Annotated in this window: 4 protein-coding genes and 2 pseudogenes; 4 read left to right on the top strand and 2 right to left on the bottom strand. The window is 42.0% G+C overall.

Annotated elements, in window-relative coordinates:
* Positions 1–34: 34 nt before the first annotated feature.
* The 4 genes from RMZ95_RS17895 to RMZ95_RS17880 all read left to right on the top strand — a co-directional run bounded on the left by RMZ95_RS17895 (position 35) and on the right by RMZ95_RS17880 (position 21,904).
* Positions 35–10,051 carry a non-ribosomal peptide synthetase gene (locus tag RMZ95_RS17895; protein ID WP_322685014.1) on the top strand — a complete coding sequence of 3,339 codons (10,017 nt, stop codon included), beginning with the start codon at positions 35–37 and terminating at the stop codon, positions 10,049–10,051.
* Positions 10,048–18,780: a non-ribosomal peptide synthetase gene (locus RMZ95_RS17890; RefSeq protein WP_322685013.1), complete on the top strand. Its 8,733-nt coding sequence runs from the start codon at positions 10,048–10,050 to the stop codon at positions 18,778–18,780. The genes RMZ95_RS17895 and RMZ95_RS17890 overlap by 4 nt, the downstream gene beginning before the upstream one ends.
* A gap of 66 nt (positions 18,781–18,846) precedes the next feature.
* A complete protein-coding gene (locus tag RMZ95_RS17885) occupies positions 18,847–19,692 on the top strand; it encodes a phytanoyl-CoA dioxygenase family protein (RefSeq protein ID WP_322685012.1) in 846 nt (281 codons plus the stop codon).
* Between the two features lie 175 nt (positions 19,693–19,867).
* Positions 19,868–21,904 carry an ABC transporter ATP-binding protein/permease gene (locus RMZ95_RS17880; RefSeq protein ID WP_322685011.1) on the top strand — a complete coding sequence of 679 codons (2,037 nt, stop codon included), beginning with the start codon at positions 19,868–19,870 and terminating at the stop codon, positions 21,902–21,904.
* Between the two features lie 214 nt (positions 21,905–22,118).
* Here RMZ95_RS17880 and RMZ95_RS17875 read toward each other — a convergent pair.
* Positions 22,119–22,214: pseudogene (locus RMZ95_RS17875) on the bottom strand (ATP-binding protein); the annotation flags it as partial.
* A gap of 254 nt (positions 22,215–22,468) precedes the next feature.
* A pseudogene (locus RMZ95_RS17870) lies at positions 22,469–23,020 on the bottom strand (sensor histidine kinase); the annotation flags it as partial.
* Positions 23,021–23,134: the final 114 nt, after the last annotated feature.

Genomic DNA, 23,134 nt, shown 5'->3' with positions numbered 1-23,134 from the left:
AATTACCAATTAAGTGACGTGGAGGTAAGTTTCTGTGAATATCGAAGAATTGGTAGCCGATCTGACTAAGCAGGGTGTGAAGTTGTGGGTTGAGAGCGAGCAGTTGCGTGTTAATGCCCCCAAAGGAGTATTGACACCAGACACTCGTAATTTACTAATTAACCGTAAAGCAGAACTTGTTTCGTTGCTGCACCAGAAAAATGAGTTAGTAAAGTTCACTGGAGGTATCGCTACCAACACAGATTTATCCCCGATCAAAGTCGATCGTCCTCAGAACTTACCTCTGTCTTTTGGCCAAGAACAAATCTGGTTATTAAACCAGTTGGAACCAGATAACCCCTTCTACAACGAACAAGCAGCTCTAAAACTGCACGGTCAGTTGAACGTCGTAGCACTAGAGCAAAGTCTCAACAAAATTATCTCTCGCCACGAAGCATTACGTACCAACTTCGACACCATCAATGAGCAGCCAGTCCAAGTAATTGCTGACAGCTTAATCTTAAGTCTGCCAATCATAGATTTAACAGATTTACCTGAAAGTGAAAAAGCGATCGCTTGTCAGCAATTAGCCACAGCAGAAACAACTCGACCCTTTGCCCTTGCTAATTCTCCTTTAATTCGAGCTTCTGTGCTTAAACTCACAGAGGTAGAACACGTCTTGCTAATCACAATACACCACATTGTTTTTGATGGTTGGTCAATGGGTGTGATAATGCGGGAATTAGCAACCATTTACTCAGCCCTTAGCAATAACTTATCTCCAGAGTTACCTGAGCTACCAATTCAGTATGCCGACTTTGCTATTTGGCAACGGCAGTGGTTACAAGCAGAAATACTCGAAACACAGCTTGACTATTGGAAACAACTACTCAAAAACGCTCCCACCTTACTAGAATTACCCACAGACAGACCAAGACCAGCCATTCAAACTTTCCGAGGCGCACTCTACAGTGTTGAACTTTCAAATCAACTGAGTCAAGCAGTTGCTAATTTCACCAGGCAAGAGGGAGCTACTCTGTTCATGACGCTGTTCGCAGCATTTGCTACCTTGCTTTATCGGTATACAGGCTCCGATGACATTTTAGTAGGCACACCCATTGCTAAACGCGATCGCTTAGAACTTGAAGGGTTAATTGGCTTTCTTGTCAACACTTTAGTATTACGTACCGATTTGTCAGGCAACCCCACTTTTCAACAGTTACTGAACCGAGTGCGGCAACTGACACTCTTAACTTCTGCTCACCCAGACCTGCCCTTTGAGGAGTTGGTAAAAGCATTACAGCCACAACGAGACCTCAGCCATACACCATTGTTTCAGGTGATGTTTGTTCTCGAAAATGCTCCCATGTCTGAAGTAGAGTTTACTGGGTTAAGTGTCAGTCCGTTAGCGACAGAAAGAACAATTGCCAAGTTTGATTTGACTTTATTCATTAAAAATACTACCTCTGGGCTGGCAACTGTGTGGCAATACAACACAGACTTGTTTGATGCGCCCACTATAGAGCGGATGGCAGGTCATTTTGTGACCTTGCTCGAAAGCATTGTTACTAATCCACAACAGCAAATTTCCCAATTGCCTCTACTGACACAAGCACAACAACGACAGTTACTTGTCGAATGGAACGATACTCAAACTGAATATCCCAAAGATAAATCTATCCATCAGTTGTTTGAGGAGCAGGTTAAGCGCACACCCAATGCTGTAGCGGTGGAGTTTGGCAATCAACAACTGACTTACCAGCAGTTGAATTACCGTGCAAATCAGTTGGCGCACTACCTGAAGTCTTTGGGAGTTGAAGCCGATGTATTGGTTGGGTTGTGTGTCGAGCGTTCCTTAGAAATGGTCGTGGGACTATTAGGGATTCTTAAGGCAGGTGGGGCTTATGTGCCACTTGATCCAGAGTATCCAACTGAACGCCTGAGTTTCATGCTTGAAGATGCTCAAGTTTCAGTGTTGTTGACCCAGCAATCACTCCAGGAGAGACTACCTCAGCATCAAGCAAAACTTGTCTGCTTAGATACTGACTGGCAACAAATTTCCCAGTCTGGTCAGGATAATTTCATCCCTGGCGTACAAGCAACTAATTTAGCATATGTAATTTATACCTCTGGTTCTACAGGTCAACCTAAAGGTGTAGCTCTGAATCAGCTTGCTCTTTGCAATTTGATTCTGTGGCAACTGCAAAATACTACAATTTCTACTGGAGCAAAAACGCTGCAATTTGCTCCTATTAGCTTTGATGTCTCTTTCCAAGAAATATTCACTACCTGGTTTTCGGGAGGCAAATTGTTCTTAATTACGGAGGAGTTGCGCCGAGATCCAGTAGCTTTGTTAGGTTTTCTCCAACAAAAATCTGTTGAGAGACTGTTTGTTCCCTTTGTTGCTTTACAGCAATTAGCTGAAGTCGCTGTTGATAGTGAATTAGTTAATAGTCATCTAAGGGAAATTATTACTGCTGGGGAGCAGTTGCAGATTACTCCCGCTATTTCTGGGTGGTTGGGCAAACTAACCGATTGTACTTTGCACAATCATTACGGGCCATCAGAGAGCCATGTAATCAGCACTTTTACTTTGGCTAATTCAATAGAGAATTGGCCGTTACTTCCTCCGATTGGACGACCGATCGCGAATACACAAATTTACATTTTAGATAAGTGTCTACAGCCTGTACCCGTTGGTATACCGGGAGAATTGTACATTGGTGGTGTCTCTTTGGCGCGGGGCTACCTTAATCGAAGGGAGTTAACACAAGAAAAATTTATCTCCAATCCCTTTGAGAAGGCAGTAGGGAGTAGATTATATAAAACTGGGGACTTAGCACGCTATTTACCAGATGGCAACATCGAATATCTGGGACGCATTGATAATCAGGTTAAGATCCGAGGCTTCCGCATTGAGTTAGGCGAGGTTGAAGCAGTACTGAGCCAATATGGTGATGTGCAAGCATCTTGTGCGATCGTCCGCGAAGATACCCCAGGTGATACTTGTACTGAGCGAAGCCGAAGTAAACGCTTAGTTGCCTACGTGGTAGCACATCAGAACTGTACATTGGCAATCAGCGAACTGCGGCAATTCCTGAAAGCAAAGCTGCCAGAGTACATGGTACCTAATGCTTTTGTGATGTTGGATTCCTTGCCACTGACTCCTAGTGGTAAAGTAGATCGCCGTGCTTTACCTGCACCTGATGTAGACAGCAGTAATTCAGACAAATTCGTAGCCCCACGCACTCCGATTGAAGAACTACTGGCACAAATTTGGGCGCAAGTGCTGAAAGTGGAGCAAGTAGGAGTTTATGATAACTTCTTTGAACTTGGGGGACACTCGCTACTAGCAACGCAACTAGTTTCACGCATTCGTAACATTTTCAAAGTAGAACTACCATTGCGTGAGTTGTTTGCTAAAACAACAGTTGCCGAATTAGCACAGGCAATTGAGCAGTTACAGCAACAAATACTTCGACTTACCTCGACTCCGGCTCCATCGAGCGAAGTCGAGATGCTCGGTACAAGTCGCTCAGTACAAGAGATAGAACTCTCTGCGCCGCCTATCTTGCCAAGAGCAAATAATTCAGACTTACCACTGTCTTATGCTCAACAGCGTCTATGGTTTTTAGACCAATTAGAGCCGAATAGTGCCTTATACAACTTGCCTATAGCTTTGCGTCTAGTGGGAAATGTCAATCAAGCAGCCTTAGAACAAAGCTTACAAGAAATTATTCATCGTCACGAAGCCTTACGCACCAATTTCGTCACTGTTAATGGAAAACCTTCTCAAATCATTCAAACACAAACGAATTGGACGCTCTCAGTTCTTGAGTGGCAATATCTGCCACCAGGCGAACAAGAAATAGCCACACAGCAATTAATACAACAACAGGCTATTCAGCCTTTTGAACTGGCAAGTGTTGCATTACTCTGGGCGACATTAGTAGTGCTGTCCGAGACAGAACACATTTTGTTAGTGTGTATGCACCATGTGGTGTCTGATGCTTGGTCAATAGGTGTGTTTATCCAAGAATTAGCAGCACTGTACAGTGCTTATTCTCAAGGTCAGCCGTCACCTTTAACACCACTGCCGATTCAGTATGCAGATTTTGCCTTATGGCAAAGAAACTGGTTACAAGGAGATGTACTGCAAAGCCAACTAAGTTACTGGCAACAACAACTCAAAGATGCACCAGCTTTATTGTCCCTACCTACAGACCGCCCTAGACCTGCGGTGCAGACTTTCACTGGCACATATCAAGAGTTTGCACTGTCAGTTGAGTTAACTAATCGGCTAACAAAACTGAGCCAGGAGCAAGGAGTAACTTTGTTCATGACGCTCTTGGCAGCTTATGATACTTTACTTTATCGCTACACAGGTGTAGCAGACATTTTAGTAGGGTCTCCTATTGCAAACCGCGATCGCAGTGAGACAGAAGGGTTAATTGGCTTTTTTGTCAACACTTTAGTGATGCGTAGTAATTTGGCAGATAATCCCAGCTTTAGCGAATTGCTCACTCGTGTTCGAGAAATGGCAATGGATGCTTATGCTCATCAGAATTTGCCTTTTGAAATGCTAGTTGAGGCATTGCAGCCACAAAGAGACCTCAGCTATACACCACTGTTCCAAGTGATGTTTGCACTCCAGAATGCACCTATGTCTGAAGTCGAGTTAACTGGGTTAAGTGTCACCCCATTGATTGCAGAAAGCGTAACAGCTAAGTTTGATTTGTCTTTATTAATGCAGAACACTCCTACTTCGACTACGCTCAGTACAAGTACTGGAATGGTGGGTGTATGGGAGTATAGTACTGACTTATTTGATGCCAGCACAATTGAGCGGATGAGTGGGCATTTTGTAACATTGCTGGAAAGTATTGTTTCTAACCCAGAGAAGCACATTTCTCAATTATCACTGCTGACACAACCTGAGCAACAACAGTTATTAGTAGAGTGGAACGATACTCAGGCGGATTATTCTCAAGATAAGTGTATCTATGAATTGTTTGAAGAACAGGTTGGGCGTACCCCAAATGCAGTAGCAGTTGTATTTGAAAATCAACAACTCACCTATCACCAGTTGAATTGTCGCGCTAACCAGTTGGCTCATTACTTGCGCTCATTGGGTGTGGAAGCAGATACGCTGGTTGGGTTGTGTGTAGAACGCTCTTTAGAAATGGTGGTAGGGCTGTTAGGGATTCTTAAGGCAGGTGGGGCTTATGTGCCACTTGACCCAGACTATCCTACTGACCGTTTGGCATATATGCTCAATGATTCACAGGTGCAGATACTGTTGACTCAAGAGAAATTACTCACTAGCTTACCGGAACATACCGCCCGTGTATTCTGCTTAGATCGAGACTGGGAAGACATATCTACAGAAAGTGAAGACAATCCAGTTAGTGGCTCTACAACTGATAACTTAGCTTATGTCATCTACACATCAGGCTCAACAGGTCAACCAAAAGGCACTTTAGTCAACCACTCAAATGTAGTTCGTCTGTTTGCAGCCACGGATTCTTGGTATCACTTTAGTCAAGATGATGTGTGGACAATGTTTCACTCTTATGCATTCGACTTTTCGGTGTGGGAAATTTGGGGCGCATTGCTGTATGGTGGACGACTGGTAGTAGTTCCGTATTTAGTGACGCGATCGCCCGAATCCTTCTATCAGTTATTAGCTCAAGAGCAAGTCACAATTCTCAATCAAACACCTTCCGCCTTCCGCCAATTAATTCAAGCTGAACAGTCAGGTTTAACCACTAGTGATTTAAACTTACGCTTGGTAATTTTCGGTGGAGAAGCCTTAGAAATCAAGAGCTTACAGCCTTGGTTTGAGCGACATGGCGACACCTCACCCCAATTAGTGAATATGTACGGGATTACGGAAACTACTGTACACGTCACTTATCGTCCATTGAGCAAGGAAGATTTAAATCACACAGCCAGTATTATAGGTCGTCCGATACCTGACCTCAAGGTGTATGTGCTGGACGAATATAAACAGCCAGTACCAATTGGCGTTCCTGGTGAGATGTACGTTGGTGGTGCTGGGGTGGCGCGCGGTTATCTGAATCGTCCAGAACTGACAGCAGAACGCTTTATTTCTCATCCTTTTAGCAACTACGACAAAGCGCGACTATATAAAACAGGGGACTTGGCACGGTATTTGCCCAATGGCGATTTAGAATATTTGGGGCGAATTGATAATCAAGTCAAGATTCGTGGTTTCCGCATTGAGTTGGGAGAAATTGAAGCATTATTAGCTGCTCACCCAGATGTTTGGGAAAGTGTGGTGGTGGTGCAAGAGGATGAACCGGGTAACAAACGTTTAGTGGCTTACGTAGTGCCGCAGGTGGGGCAATCTCTGACAATCCAAGAACTGCGTCGCTTCCTCAGCAAGCAACTGCCAAGCTACATGGTTCCAAGTGCTTTTGTACAGTTAGAAGCTCTCCCACTGACAGCAAATGGTAAGATAGACCGTCGCGCTTTACCTGTACCTGACACTGCAAGACCAGAATTAGAAGATGTTTTTGTTACGCCTAGCACAAGAGAAGAAAAAATATTAGCCACTATCTGGGCTAATGTTCTTGGTGTTGAGCAGGTGGGTATTCATGATAACTTCTTTGCTTTAGGTGGAGATTCTATCCGTAGCATTCAAGTGCTATCTCAAGCTAAAGAACAAGGTTTGAATCTCTCTGTGCAACAGCTATTCCAATATCAGACGATTCACGAGCTAGTTCAAGAACTAAAAACACAAAAGAATGACGCTACAAAATTAGAATTAACTCAACCATTCAGTCTCATTTCTGAAACAGACAAAGAACATTTACCCGACGGTGTAGAGGATGCCTATCCTCTGGCTATACTGCAAATAGGAATGGTTTACCACAGTGAGTACAGCCAAGATAGTACATATCACGACATTTTCAGTTTCCATCTCAAAACCCCGTTTGATGTTCAACTTTTACAAGTTGCTATTCAAGATTTAGTCAATCATCACCCTGTACTGCGGACTTCGTTTGAGCTTAGTAAATTTAGTATTCCGTTGCAACTGGTTCATCAGCAAGTTGAGATTCCCTTGCAGGTAGAAGATTGGTGTCATTTGGATCGTTCTCAGCAAGAAGAAGGCTTAACTGCTTGGTTTGAAGCTGAAAAGAAACGTCATTTTGATTGGACTCATCCTCCTCTATTGCGTTTCTTTGTGCATCAGCGCACACCGGAAACATTTAATTTGTCTTTGAGCTTTCACCATGCCATTCTTGATGGGTGGAGTGTTGCTTCAATGATGAGTGAGTTTTTTAAACGTTACTTGTCACTTTTAGGCGAATCAGTAGATTATGTATCGCCATTTAGTATTGCGTTCCGGGATTTTGTAGCTTTAGAGCAACAAGCGATCGCTTCACCAGAAACTCAGCGATACTGGAGTGAAAAGTTAAATGACAGCACTTTCACTAAATTACCTCGCTGGTCTTCTGTACCAAAACATACCAATGCTAGAGAACTTGGTGTGCAAGAGGTAAATCTAGCTCCTGAGATTTTTGCTGGCTTAAAACAGCTGGCTCACTCCGCAGAAGCTACACTCAAGAGTGTGCTTTTGGCTGCCCATCTGCGAGTATTAAATTTCCTCAGTGGTGAAGAAGATGTAATAACGGGGGTAGCCGCTAACGGACGACCTGAACAAAATGATGGTGAGCGAGTTCTGGGACTATTCCTGAATACATTGCCCTTCCGCCTGCAATTTGCTGGAGGCACTTGGATAGACTTGGTGCAACAAGTGTTTGCAGCAGAACGAGAAATGTTGCCACACCGTCGCTATCCTTTGGCGGAAATACAGAGGAGTTTGGGCGGTGAACCTTTGTTTGAGACGGCGTTTAATTTCACTCATTTCCATGTCTACGAACAGCTACTGGAACTCGATAATTTACAGTTGCTAGGTGGAAAGTTTTTTGAACAAACAAACTTTACTTTCTTAGCTCAATTCAGCGTCAGTCCTAATTCTTCTGACATAACACTGAATTTAAAGTACGATTCCTGCGAGTTATCCACCGAACAAATTAACAGGATTAGTGATTATTATCTGAGAGTTCTAGCGGTAATGGCGAAGGAGCCACAAGGACGCTATGAGTTGTACTCTCTTGTGTCTTGTGAGGAGCGTCATCAACTTTTAGTAGAGTGGAACAACACAGCAGTAGAGTATCCCCAAGATAAATGTATTCACCAATTGTTTGAAGCACAAGTAGAACAGACACCCAATGCAACGGCGGTGGTATTTGGGGATCGACAGCTGACTTATGCCGAGTTAAACACCAGAGCAAATCAACTTGCCCATTATCTCCAAACCCTTGGGATCAAACCAGAAGTATTGGTTGGCTTGTGCGTTGAACGTTCATTAGAAATGGTAGTGTCAATGTTGGGAATTCTCAAGGCGGGTGGTGCTTATGTGCCACTCGATCCAGAATATCCCCAAGAGCGATTAAACTTCATGCTCGAAGACACTCAGCTATCAGTCGTATTAACTCAAGAAAAGCTAGTTGATAAGCTAGGCAGCCAAGCTAATGTAGTTTGCTTAGACTCACACTGGGATATCATCAGTCAACAAACACAACAGAACCCAACTAACAACGTCAAAGCTGATAACTTAGCTTATGTAATGTACACAAGCGGTTCTACAGGTCAACCCAAAGGTGTTAGCGTTCTCCATCGAGGTGTAGTTCGATTAGTCAAACAAACCAACTATGTGAGCATTTCTGCTCAAGATGTAATTGCACAAGCCTCAAATTACGCCTTCGATGCTGCTACTTTTGAAATTTGGGGCGCACTACTTAACGGAGCGCGATTGGTGGGGGTGAGCAAAGATTTGGCACTTTCGCCACAAGACTTTGCAACCTTTATTCAAGCACAAGGTATTAGCGTGTTATTTTTGACAACTGCCTTGTTCAATCAAATTGCTCAAGAAGTCCCTTGTGCTTTCCATTCACTGCGGCATCTTCTATTCGGCGGTGAAGCTGTCGAGCCGAAATGGGTCAAAGAAGTATTGAAAAATGGTGCGCCGCAGCGACTACTCCACGTTTATGGGCCAACAGAGAATACAACATTTACTTCCTGGTATTTGGTGCAGGATGTACCCGAAAACGCTAAAACTATTCCCATCGGTCAACCAATTTCCAACACGCAAATCTATTTGTTAAATTCCCAACTACAGCCCGTGGGCGTTGGTGTACCAGGAGAAATTTATATTGGAGGTGATGGTCAAGCAAGGGAATATCTTAACCGACCAGAGTTAACACAACAGAAATTTATTCCCAACCCTTTTAGTTCTGACTCCTATTCGTGCCTCTACAAAACTGGCGATAAAGCACGCTATTTACCTGATGGCAATATTGAATACTTGGGACGTATTGACAACCAAGTAAAAATGCGCGGTTTCCGCATTGAATTGGGAGAAATCGAAACAGTCCTGAGCCAACATGGTGATGTGCAAGCATCTTGCGTCATCCTCCGTGAAGATATCCCTGGTGATACTTGTACTGAGCGACTTGTGCCGAGCGGAGCCGAGGTAAGCCGAAGTAAACGCTTAGTTGCCTATGTGGTAGCGCATCAGGGCTGTACACCCACTTTAGGCAGCGAACTGCGGCAATTCTTGAAAACAAAATTACCAGACTACATGATGCCAAATGCTGTTGTCATCTTGGAGTCATTGCCGCTAACTCCTAACGGCAAGGTAGATCGCCGTGCTTTGCCCATACCGGATTTACAAAGCGAAATTTCAGATAAATATGTTGCCCCGCGCACACCAATAGAAGAAACACTCGCACAAATGTGGTCACAAGTGCTGGGATTAGAGCAAGTAGGAATTTATGATAACTTCTTTGAACTTGGCGGACACTCGCTACTTGCAACTCAACTGGTTTCACGCATCCGCGATCGCTTTAAAGTCCAACTCTCTTTAAGCGAATTGTTCAATGTTGCAACCATAGCTGAACTAGCGCAATCTATCGGGAAGTTACAGCAACAAAACTTAGACTTAACTGTTCCACGCATTCTACCAAGGAGCAAGAGATGATTACTGAAGAATTACCCCTATCTTATGCTCAACAGCGTTTGTGGTTTTTAGACCAGTTAGAGCCGAACAGTTCTACATACAACATCCCCTTAGCTTTGCGTCTAGTCGGAAATCTCAATCGGGCTGCCTTAGAACAAAGCTTACAAGAAATTATCGATCGCCATGAAGCGTTACGCACCAACTTCGTAACTGTTGATGAACAACCAATACAAATCATTCACACACAAACGAATTGGAAAGTCTCAGTTCTTGAGTGGCAAAATCTATCACCAAGCGAACAAGAAATTGCTACACAGCAATTGGTGCAACAACAAGCTATTCAACCGTTTGATTTAGCAAAGGGAGCATTAATCAGAGCAACATTAGTAGTTTTGTCCCAGACAGAACACATCTTGTTAGTGTGTATGCACCATGTGGTTTCTGATGGCTGGTCAATGGGTGTGTTTGTCTCTGAGCTAGCAACACTGTATAAGGCTTATTTTCAAGGTCAGCCGTCACCTTTAGCACCTCTACCGATTCAGTACGCAGATTTCGCCTTATGGCAGAAAGATTGGTTGCAAGGGGATGTACTGCAAACTCAACTGAATTACTGGCAACAACAACTAAAAGATGCACCAGCTTTATTGCCGTTACCTACAGACCGACCAAGACCTGCTGTGCAGACTTTCACAGGCACAACTCAAGAATTTACACTCTCAGTTGAGTTGACTAATAGATTAGCAAAACTCAGCCAGGAGAGAGGTTGTACTCTCTTCATGACTCTGTTAACAGCCTTTGATATCCTACTTTACCGCTACACTGGACAATCAGATATCTTGGTCGGAACACCGATCGCCAACCGCGATCGCTCTGAAATAGAAGGGTTAATTGGCTTTTTTGTCAATACCTTAGTCATGCGTACCAGCTTGGCAGACAACCCCACTTTTAGCGAATTACTTGGACGCGTTCGGGAAATAGCTCTAGGAGCATATAATCATCAGGATTTGCCTTTTGAAATGTTAGTTGAGGCATTACAGCCAGAACGGAATCTCAGTCAAACACCACTGTTCCAAGTGATGTTTGCACTCCAAAATGCGCCAATGTCAGAACTAGAGCTTTCAGGCTTAACTATCAGTTCTTTACCAGCACAAAGCACAACTACTAAGTTTGACTTGAGTTTATCAATGTACAACTCAGGTGCTGGATTAGTGGGTGTTTGGGAGTATAGCACTGACTTGTTTGATGCCAGCACAATTGAGCGGATGACTGGTCATTTTGTGAATTTGCTAGAAGGGATTGTAGCTAATTCAAAGGAGCGAATTTCGCAATTACCAATGCTTACACAAGTTGAGCAACAACAATTATTAGTTGAATGGAATGATACTCAAGTAGATTATCCTTTTGATAAGTGTATCCATCAGTTGTTTGAGGAGCAAGTAGAGCGTACCCCCAATGCTGTAGCAGTTATCTTTGACAATCAACAACTGACTTACCAGCAATTGAATTGTCGCGCTAACCAGTTGGCACATTACTTGCAGTCTTTGGGTGTAACAGCAGATACACTGGTGGGTATTTGTGTAGAGCGTTCTTTAGAAATGGTCGTGGGACTACTGGGTATTCTCAAAGCGGGAGGGGCTTATGTGCCACTTGACCCAGACTATCCCCAAGAACGCTTGAGCTTTATGCTAGAAGATGCTCAAGTTAAGGTACTGCTAACGCAACAGCAACTCGTTGAAAAGTTGCCCCAGCATCAAGCGCAGGTTGTATGTTTAGATACTGAGTGGGAATTTATTTCACAATCAAGTCAAGATAATGCGATCGCGCAGCTTACCGTAGATATCGCCTCTGTGCAAGCAACTAACTTAGCTTATGTGATTTACACTTCTGGTTCTACCGGAAAGCCCAAGGGAGTGATGCTTTCGCACCGCAACCTTTGCAATCATATGTTCTGGATGCAAACAACATTCCCCCTGGCTAAAGAAGACAAAGTGCTACAGAAAACTCCCTTTAGCTTTGATGCCTCAGTTTGGGAATTTTACGCTCCTTTGTTAGTAGGCGCAAAGCTGATATTAGCTCAACCAGGAGGTCATGCTGACGCTTCTTACCTATTAGAATTAATTGCCCAAGAGCAGGTCACTACTGTTCAATTTGTACCATCCTTGTTACAAATTCTCATAGAACAAGGAGGACTCGAAACTTGTCACTCTCTCAAACAAATCTTCTGCGGGGGTGAAGCTTTACCTGTTGCTTTGCAAGCGAAAGTGTTAAGTAATCTCGATGTCAACTTATATAATCTCTATGGGCCGACGGAAGCTTGTATTGATGCAACCTTCTGGACTTGCAAGCAAGGAATTGAGCGGCAAGTTGTTCCCATCGGTTGTCCAATAGCCAATACGCAAATCTACATCTTAGACGAGTATCTCCAACCAGTACCCGTTAGTGTAGCAGGAGAACTGCACATTAGTGGTGCTGGGTTAGCAAGAGGCTACCTCAACCGCCCTGAGTTGACAAAAGAAAAATTCATTCCCAATCCGTTTGAGAAGGTAGGAGGCAGGAGGCAGGAGGCAGAAGGGAATAGATTATATAAAACTGGAGACTTAGGACGTTATTTACCAAACGGTAATATCGAATACTTAGGACGAATTGACAATCAAGTAAAAGTACGTGGTTTCCGCATTGAGTTAGGAGAAATCGAAGCACGGTTGAGCCAATATGATGATGTACAGGCTTGTTGTGTCATTGCCCGTGAAGATACCCCAGGTGATAAACGCCTAATCGCTTATGTAGTACCGCATCAAGAACAGATACCTACAGTTAACCAGTTGCGCTCCTTCCTCTCTGGGCAATTACCTGCTTACATGGTTCCTCATGCTTTTGTGATGCTGGAGTCCCTACCGCTTTTGCCAAATGGTAAGGTAAACCGCCGTGCTTTACCTGCACCAGACTCTCGTGGAGAACTGGAAGTCAGTTTTGTAGCCCCACGCAATCAAATTGAAGAAATACTAGCGCAGATTTGGGCAGAAGTCCTGAGAGTAGAACGAGTAGGCATTCATGATAACTTCTTTGAACTTGGCGGAGATTCTATTCTTAGTATTCAAATCATCAGTAGAGCAAAGCAAGCAGGATTGCAACTGAGTCTCAAGCAATTATTTGCACATCAAACAATTGCCCAGTTAGCAACAGTGGCAAACGTAGAGAGTGTTATTCAAATAGAACAAGGATTAGTCACGGGGACATTACCTCTAACGCCAATTCAACACTATTTCTTTGAGCAAAATCTCTCACAGCCGCACCACTTTAATCAAGCATTTCTGCTTTCAGTACCATCTGACCTCAAGCCAGAGTTATTAAAGCAAGTATTACAGCAATTGCTAGTACATCATGATGCTTTGCGCTTACGTTTTATACAGTCTGACTCTACTTGGCAGCAAATTCACTCTGCTGTGACTGATAGCGTTGCTTTCTCTCAAATAGACTTATCGGCACTCCCAGAGAGCGAGCAACAAACGACTATTGAAGCTAAAGCGGCTTCCTTCCAGGCGAGTTTGAATCTGTCAGAAAATCTAGTGCAAGTCGCCTTTTTCTATCTGGGTATTGACAAAAGAGCGCGATTACTTATAGTCATCCACCACTTGGTAGTTGACGGCGTTTCCTGGCGAATTTTGTTAGAGGATTTGCAAACAGCTTACCAGCAACTTGCTCAAGGTAAAGCCATTAAACTTCCTACTAAAACAACTTCTTTCAAAGATTGGTCTAATAAATTAACCGAATATGCACAGTCACAAGTCCTCAAATCTGAAGTGGCTTATTGGCTGAATGAATCTCGTGTCGCAGTTCCTTCCATCCCAGTAGACTATACACAAAGAGCAAACACTGTTGAAGGAGCCAGTACAGTATCGGTTTCGTTAAGTGAGGCACAAACTCGTGCTTTACTGCAAGATGTACCGAAGGCTTACAACACTCAGATTAACGATGTGTTATTAACTGCCTTAGTGCTGGTTTTGAGCAGGTGGACTAACTCTAACTGTGTGCTGTTCAACTTAGAAGGTCATGGGCGGGAAGATATTATTGATGGTGTAGATTTATCACGCACTATTGGCTGGTTTACAACCATTTTCCCTGTAGTTTTAGAACTGGGAGCTACAGAAAATCTTGCCGATGCCTTAAAGTCTGTCAAAGAACAACTACGGGTTATTTTCAACAAAGGAATTGGCTATGGCTTATTACGCTATCTAAGTCAAGATGTAGAAATTGCTGCTCAACTACAGGCATTACCGCACGCAGAAATCAGTTTCAATTATTTAGGTCAATTCGATCAACTTCTCAATACATCTTCTTGGATACAGCCAGCTAGCGAAGCTGCGGGACACAGCCAAAGTTTGCAGAACAACCGCGCTCATTTATTAGACATTAACAGCATTATTACTGGAGATCGGTTGCAAATTGAGTGGATTTATAGTACGAATGTTCACCAGCAAACCACGATCGCAAGTCTGGCGCAAGAATTTGTCGAGACATTGCAAGGGTTAATTGCTCATTGTTCATCTAGTGAGAGTGGAGGTTATACACCTTCAGATTTCCCGTTAACCAAGCTCAAACAGCTAGAACTTGACCAACTGTTAGCAAGTTTAGGCAAGACTAACTCCAAAAATATTGAAGATATTTACCCGCTTTCTCCTATGCAACAGGGGATGCTATTTGAAAGTTTGTATGCTCCAAATACAGGAGTATATTTTGAGCAGTTAAGTTTCACTTTAAAAAGTGAGTTGAACGTAGCAGCTTTTGAGCAAGCTTGGCAGCAAGTGGTAGCACGGCATTCCATCTTGCGGACTGCTTTTGTTTGGCAGCAATTAGCCCAGCCACTTCAAGTAGTGTATCGGCAGGTGGAGATTAACCTTAACAGGCATGATTGGCAACAGCTATCTACCCAAGAGCAACAACAGCAATTAGAGCTTTTCTTACAGTCACAGCGACAACAGGGTTTCCAACTGAATCAAGCACCACTGATGTACCTGGGTCTGATTCAATTGAGTGCAGATAGTTATCAATTCGTTTGGAGTTCTCATCATTTATTGCTTGATGGCTGGTCAATGCCTTTGGTTTTCAAAGACTTATTGTATTTTTATCAAGCAATTTCTCAGGGTGAAACTGTAGCCGTTCAACCAGCCCAAAACTACCGCAACTATATTGCTTGGCTACAGAAACAAGATTTAACCCAAGCTGAACAATTCTGGAGAGAAAAACTTCAAGGTTTTACCTCACCTACTTCTTTGACAGTTGATAAACCATCGTCAAAACGACAGCAGTTAAATTCTAGTTACAGCGAACAACAAATCCAACTGACAGAACAAGCGACAGCTGCCCTACAGACTTTTGCACGGCAGCATCAACTAACGATAAATAATTTAGTGCAAGCGACTTGGGCATTACTACTAAGTCGCTACAACCAAGAAAAAGATGTAGTTTTTGGTGCTACTGTTTCTGGTCGTCCGCCGTCTCTTGTCGGCATTGAGTCAATGGTAGGAATATTTATTAACACCTTGCCAGTGCGAGTTCAAGTTGGAGATGATACCCAAGTCTTGACTTTGTTGAAGGATTTACAAACACAACAAGTAGAGTCTGAGCAATACTCATATAATTCATTGGTAGATATTCAAGGGTGGAGCGAAGTTTCTAGAGGAACGCCTTTGTTTGAGAGCATTGTTGTCTTCGAGAATTATCCTGTGGATGAGGCAGTACAATCGCACAATCACAGTTTCTCTATTGAAAGTATTCACAGCATTGAACAAACCAATTATCCTCTAACTGTAATTGCTGCTCCTGGTAAGCAATTGTTGGTGAAGATTAACTATGATACGAGCCGATTTGATGATGGTGCGATCGCTCGTTTGTTATGTCATTTCCAAACATTGCTTGAGGGAATTATAGCTAACCCACAGCAACAAATCGCCCAATTGCCACTGATAACACCAAAGGAAAAGCATCAGTTATTAGCTGAATGGAACGATACTCAGACGGATGACCCAATTGATAAATGTATCCATCAGTTGTTTGAGGAACAAGTACAGCGTACCCCATATGCAGTAGCGGTAGAGTTTGAGAATCAACAACTTACCTACTACGAATTGAATTGTCGGGCAAATCAGTTAGCACACTACCTGAAATCCTTGGGCGTAAAACCAGATGTGCTAGTTGGATTGTGTGTTGAACGCTCATTAGAAATGGTCGTGGGGCTTTTGGGGATTCTGAAGGCTGGTGGTGCTTATGTGCCACTTGACCCAGACTATCCGATTGAGCGTTTGCACTTTATGCTCGAAGATACCCAGGTAAAGGTACTGCTTACCCAAAAGCAACTTATTAGCAAACTACCTGAACATCAAGGAGAGCTTGTTTGTTTAGATACTGACTGGGCAGTAATTTCTCAATGGAGCCAAGAAAATCTCGTTACTGATGTAGAAGCTAGTAACTTAGTTTACGTAATATTTACCTCTGGTTCTACAGGTAAACCAAAAGGTGTAGCTTTGCCCAATCGAGCAATCACTAATTTGATTCAATGGCATTTAGCTTCTCTACAAACAGGAGTAGGAGTTCTTCAATTTGCATCATTAAGTTTTGATGCCAGCATTCACGAAATGTTCGCCACTTGGTGTTCTGGTGGAACGCTATTTATAGTTTCCGAAGCTGTGCGTTTGGATTTGGACAGTTTAATTCACTTCCTGGCAAGCAAACCTATACAGAAGGTGATTCTTCCAGTTGTTGTGCTTCAGCAATTGGCAGAGGTATACGGACAGCAAAAACATTTGTTCAAAAATCTCACAGAAATTATCACTACTGGCGAACAACTGCAAGTAAATCGACCAATTGTTAATTTATTTAATAATTTAGAAAATTGTTCGCTTCATAACCATTACGGCCCTTCGGAAACCCATGTGGTAACAGCTTTTACTTTCTCAGGTACACCAAATACTTGGCCTGCTTATCCGCCTATAGGAAAACCTATTGACAATACACAAATGTACATTGTCGATAGTAATTTCCAACCTGTCCCCATTGGTGTTACTGGTGAACTGTACATAGGCGGCGTTGGGTTGGCTAACGGTTACTTTAACCGTCCTGAATTAACGAAGCAAAAATTTATCCCCAATCCCTTTCGTCGAAGCAGAGGAGATAGAAAAGGCCAATTGTCTCATTCTGAATTCTTGTATAAAACTGGGGATTTAGCCCGTTATTTACCAGATGGCAATATTGAATTTTTGGGTCGTATTGACCATCAGGTGAAAATTCGGGGATTTCGGGTTGAACCCGGAGAAATTGAAACTGTACTCAATCAACATCCAGAAATTCAAACAACTGTCGCCATTGTCCGGGAAGATACCCCAGGTGATACTTGTACTGAGCGACTTGTGCCGAGCGGAGCCGAGGTAAGCCGAAGTAAACGTTTAGTCGCCTATGTAGTACCCCATGAACAATGTGTACCGACACTTAGCCAACTGCGTCAGTTCTTAAAAGCAAAACTGCCAGCTTACACGATCCCAGTAATAGTTATTCTGGATTCCTTGCCCCTAACACCCAACGGTAAAGTAGATCGGCGTGCATTGCAAGCACCTTCTGACAGCAGTGACGCAGACAAATTTGTTGCGCCACGTAGCCAAGTAGAACTCCAACTAACACAAATCTGGTCAAGGATTTTAAAAGTTGACAGGGTAGGAGTACAAGATAACTTCTTTGACCTTGGTGGTCACTCGCTTTTAACGCCTTACTTAATGGCGCAAATTAAACAGCAGTTTGGTAAGGATATTGCGATCGCTAGCTTATACCAAAATCCCACTGTTGAACAATTGGCGACTGTTATACAAGCGGATTCCAACTTCTTAACTAAATCTCCCTTAGTAGCAATTCAGTCCCACGGTTCTAAACCACCTCTGTTTTGTCTTCCAGGGGCGGCTGGCGATCCCTTTTACCTGTACAACTTAGCCCGTTGTCTGGGTTCAGACCAACCATTTTACAGTTTTCAAGCAGATGCTCTTTGTAAAGGAGATGAACCAATTACCTCCGTTGAGGATGTAGCCACCCAGTATATTCAAGCACTCTTGGCTATCCAACCGCAGGGGCCGTATTTTTTGGCAGGGCATTCTTTTGGCGGTAAATTAGCTTTTGAAATAGCGCAGCAGTTACTTGACAAAGGTCATAAGGTTGCTTTAGTTGCTATTCTTGATACCAAAGCACCGTTTTATCAGGAAAATCCAATGGGTTTTGATTGGGATAACGGTAAATGGTTGTTTGAATTTGCGCGTGCGATCGAAGTTGTTTACGCCAAGAACTTGAATATTTCTACCGATACTCTTGAATCTTTGGTTTGGGAAGATCAGCTGAAATACGTTCTAGAACGACTAAAAGATGCCGATCTTCTGCCCCCCGATGATGAAATTACGCAGCTTAATAATAAGGTGCAATTTCTCAAAAATAACTGCTTAGTTAGTTATGTACCACAACAGTTTTATTCCAGCCGAATTACCCTCTTACGTGCTAGTGAAACTGCTACTGTTGATGAGTCTAATAGTGAAGTACCTGCTGAAATTTTGCAGGATTTAACTTGGGGTTGGGGAAATTTTTCTGACAAACCAGTAGATGTCCATTTTGTTCCAGGCAATCATGTAACGATGATAAATCAGCCCCACGTTCAGATATTAGCAGAACGTTTGCAAGCTTGTATTGAACAAGCACAGAAAGCTACAGATGATGAGGTATAAGCCTGCCCAAGCTTGGCAATATTAATTCAATTTACTTAGTTAATTTACACCATCAAAACAATAGTTATGTTATACACCAATCCAATCGAAAAAACCGTAACATTAACAGCAGAGCAAATAAAGGATTATAGAGAGAATGGGCTACTATTTATCCCAGAGCTTTTCTCTCAAAAACAAGTTGAGGCAATGCACGCTGCTGTTGAAGATTTGATAGTAAAAGATACGCCAGGGCGGATGTTAGAAAAAGACAACACAACAGTGCGTGCCCTTCATGGATGTCACCTCGATTCAGAGACTTTTAATGCCTTAACTCGTCACCCTAGCCTTTTAAAATCTGCTTGTGAAATTCTCAATAACGATGTATATGTTTACCAATTTAAAATCAACTTTAAAGCAGCTTTTGGCGGAGATTTATGGCCGTGGCATCAAGACTTTGTATTTTGGGATGAAGAAGATGGAATGCCATCTCCAAAAGCCTTGAATGTTGCAGTTTTCTTAGATGAATGTAATGAGTTTAATGGCCCTATCTATTTCATTCCAGGTTCTCATAAAGAGAGCCTTTTCCACTTGGGACAAATAAAATCATCTGGAGTTAATGGTCAAGAAAAAGACTGGAAATCTAATGTGAGTGCGGCTCTCAAGTATTCCCTCGATAAAGAAACGATCGCCAAGCTAGCTGATGAAAAAGGTATCATCGCACCAAAAGGCCCTTCAGGTTCTGTCCTCTTCTTTCACTGTAATTTAGTCCACGGTTCAGCACCTAATATTTCTCCCTACGATCGCAGGCTGTTGATTATTACTTATAACAGTATCAATAATATACCAACCTTCAAAGGGCAACCCAGACCAGAATTTTTAGTAAGCCGCGACCACACACCACTAAAGCTTCTATGCGACAAAGTTCTGATTTAACCTACAAGACGAGAGGCTAGAGGATGTTTTCAAAGTGTTACGATCCCCTCTAGCCCCCAAAGGGGGGAAACTACTCAAATATTTATGAAGGAGATTTTCTACGGTAGTGATTACTGATTATTCAACACTAAAAAGCATTAAAGTTAACTTAAAGATTGCAGCTTATTTATAAAATATGGCACCCCAAGTTATTCAAGCTAAACCCTCAAAAAATGCTTTCTCAGATTTTATTCAATTTTGGGAAGATGTAAAAGCGATCGCTGGCCCTTACTGGTATCCAACAAAGCCAGGAGAAAGAGCTTTTTCAGATGTTATTCGTGCCTGGGCAATGCTCATTCTCCTAATATTACTAATAATTGCCGTTGTAGGTGCAAATACTTTTAATAGTTTTGTTCACCGCTATTTAGTTGATGTTATTATTCAAGAAAAAGACTATTCTAAATTTATTGATATTCTCTTAATATATGGTGTTGGACTTGTATTGATAACGCTTTCAATAGGATTTTCTAAATTTATTAGAAACCAAATTGCTATTGATTGGTATCAATGGCTTAATAAGCATATTTTAAATAAATATTTGCACAATCGTGCTTATTACAAAATTAACTTTAAAGTCGATATTGATAATCCAGATCAACGTTTAGCTCAAGAAATTGAACCAATTACCAGTAGTGCCCTCAGTTTTTCAGCTATTTTTCTAGAAAAAATACTGGAAATGATGACTTTTATAATAATTGTCTGGACAATTTCTCAACAAATAGCTGTTGTTTTAATTATCTATACAGTTATAGGCAATTTAATTGCTGTTTACTTAAATCAAGAATTGATTAATATTAATCAAGCAGAAATCGAATCTAAAGCTAATTATAATTATTGTCTAACTCATGTGCGCAATCATGCTGAGTCGATAGCTTTTTTTCAAGGAGAAGAACAGGAACTGAATATAATTCAACGCCGATTTATTAATCTGATAAAAAATGCTAAACAAAAAATTAATTGGGAGAGAAATCAAGCAATTTTTAACAGAGGATACCGTGCTGGAATTGAATTTTTTACGCTTTTAGTACTCGCACCTTTATTTATTAGAGGTGATATGGATTTTGGAGAAATTGGACAAGCTACTACAGCTTGCTATATGTTTGCTAGTGCTGTGGAAGAATTAATCGCTGAATTTGGCGTTTCTGGGCGATTTTCTAGTTATGTTGAGCGTTTATCTGAGTTTTCAGATGCCTTAGAAGCAGTAACTAAAGAACCAGAGAATGTCAGTACTATTAAAACAATAGAAGAGAATCATTTCGCTTTTGAGCATGTCACCTTACAAACACCAAATTATGAGCAGGTAATCGTCGAAGACTTGTCATTAAACGTTCAGCCTGGAGAAGGTTTATTAATTGTAGGGCCGAGTGGTCGAGGAAAGAGTTCTCTGTTGAGAGCGATCGCAGGTTTATGGAACGCAGGAACTGGTCGTCTAGTGCGTCCTTCCCTTAAAGAAGTCTTATTCCTACCCCAGCGTCCTTATATCATTTTGGGAACTTTGCGCCAACAGTTACTCTATCCTAAAACTAATCGTCAAATGACCGACGCAGAACTCAAAGAAGTTTTGCAACAAGTAAACCTGCAAAACTTGTTAAGTCGAGTTGAAGGTTTTGATACTGAAGTTCCTTGGGAAAATATATTATCGCTGGGAGAGCAACAACGCCTCGCTTTCGCACGCCTGTTAGTGACTCATCCAAGGTTCACCATATTAGATGAAGCAACAAGTGCTTTGGATTTAAAAAATGAAGGAAGTTTATATCAACAATTACAAGCAACAAAAACAACGTTTATTAGCGTTGGGCATAGAGAAAGTCTATTTAATTATCATCATTGGGTTCTGGAACTTTCACAAGATTCCAGTTGGCAACTTTTGACGGTGCAAGATTATCAAAATCAAAAAACAATTATCCAGAACTCTACTGAAAATACTCGGATTACTATAGACAGTTTGCCTAACAATGAATCCCAAAATCAATCAGAAATATTGACTCAAAAAGCTAAAAGTATAGGACTTTCTCATAAAGAAATGACTGACTTAACCTTCTATTCCATTAAGACGATTAGAAGTAAGGCAAGTAAAGGTGAGTCTATCACTACTAGGGACGGCTTGACCTGCCACTATGACAAAGACTTAAAGGTGTGGAAATGGGTTGAAGGGGTGACAAAAAAGTTATAAAGCGGACTGGATAAGAGTCGAATGGCACGCTTGTTAACGGCAAACCCATTATATATCAGGCTTTTAGGTGTGGGGTGTGGCTGAGTGGGTGTAGTGAGTCAGAAATTTATTTGTATCCCCACTCATATTTACTTTTCTTGATTTTTCCCGACACCCGACACCCTACCCCCAACACCCAGCCCAGAGAAAATCTTGTGGTTGGTATGAGGCGATCGCTCCTGACACTACTCACCCGATAAAAACGATCGAAAATTCGCTTAAGTTCGTGTTCTGGAATTTCAATACCTGTATCTTGAACTTTAATTACAGCATTAAGTAACCAAGCCTGAAAAAAACTGCGATTTAAGTAACGAGAAATCTAATAATTTAAGTCTGAAGGATTAATAAGATGATGAAAATTTAGCATCACTAAGGATAAAATTAGTGTCTGCTATCATTACAGGGCGAACACATCTAAATATTAAAGATTTTTAATAGATATGGCATTTTATTTGGAACTTTCACACAAGCTATAGCCTACGTCAAAAGACAAGTTGTCAAACTTAACTTTTTTTAGGAGGGTATTCAATTTTCATCTGTTGATAGACAGGTCAGTTGCTTCTGTTTTTCTGTCAAGGGTAAGTGAACGATAAAGGAGCTACCTTTACCAACTTGGCTTTGCACCTGTATACTACCTCCATGAGCCTGAACAATTGCTTGCGCGATCGCTAATCCCAATCCAGATCCACCAGTACGACGTGAGCGATCGCTGTTCACTCGATAAAAACGGTCAAAAATACACTTTTGCTCGTGCGATGCAATGCCAATACCTGTATCTTGAACTTCAATTACAGCATGACCGTTGGTGCGTTTGAGGATGACAGTTACATAACCGCCAGCAGGGGTGTATTGAATAGCATTGGCAATTAGATTAGAAAGTACACGTAACAGTTGGTCTTCATCTCCCATTACGTATAAAAGCTCTTGACATAACACCAAAGATGTTAGCTGCAAAGAAGCCGCAGCCGCTAACGCTGAAAATTCTTCCAAGAGGTCATTAATCAAAATATTCAAACAGCAATGTATTTGTTGTGTCGCCTGCGTTTGCTGTTCCAATCGAGACAGTAATATCATGTCCGGTAAATCACTTACGATTAAGCTCCGATGTTAATCCCTGCCTTTAAAATCCTTAGAATTCTCTGGCGAAACCTATTAGGTTTTTATCGTTATTCTTCACCAGAGTTTTTCTGG

It is taken from the genome of Nostoc sp. DedQUE07 (assembly GCF_034530975.2).
GTDB lineage: Bacteria > Cyanobacteriota > Cyanobacteriia > Cyanobacteriales > Nostocaceae > Nostoc.
The sequence above is the reverse complement of the archived record's forward strand: the minus strand, read 5'-3'. Positions and strand labels throughout refer to the sequence as shown.

Excerpts from the sequence above, each read along its gene's own strand:
- RMZ95_RS17885 (WP_322685012.1), top strand. The coding sequence starts at position 18,847 with ATGTTATACACCAATCCAATCGAAAAAACCGTAACATTAACAGCAGAG.
- RMZ95_RS17880 (WP_322685011.1), top strand. The coding sequence starts at position 19,868 with ATGGCACCCCAAGTTATTCAAGCTAAACCCTCAAAAAATGCTTTCTCA.
- RMZ95_RS17890 (WP_322685013.1), top strand. The coding sequence starts at position 10,048 with ATGATTACTGAAGAATTACCCCTATCTTATGCTCAACAGCGTTTGTGG.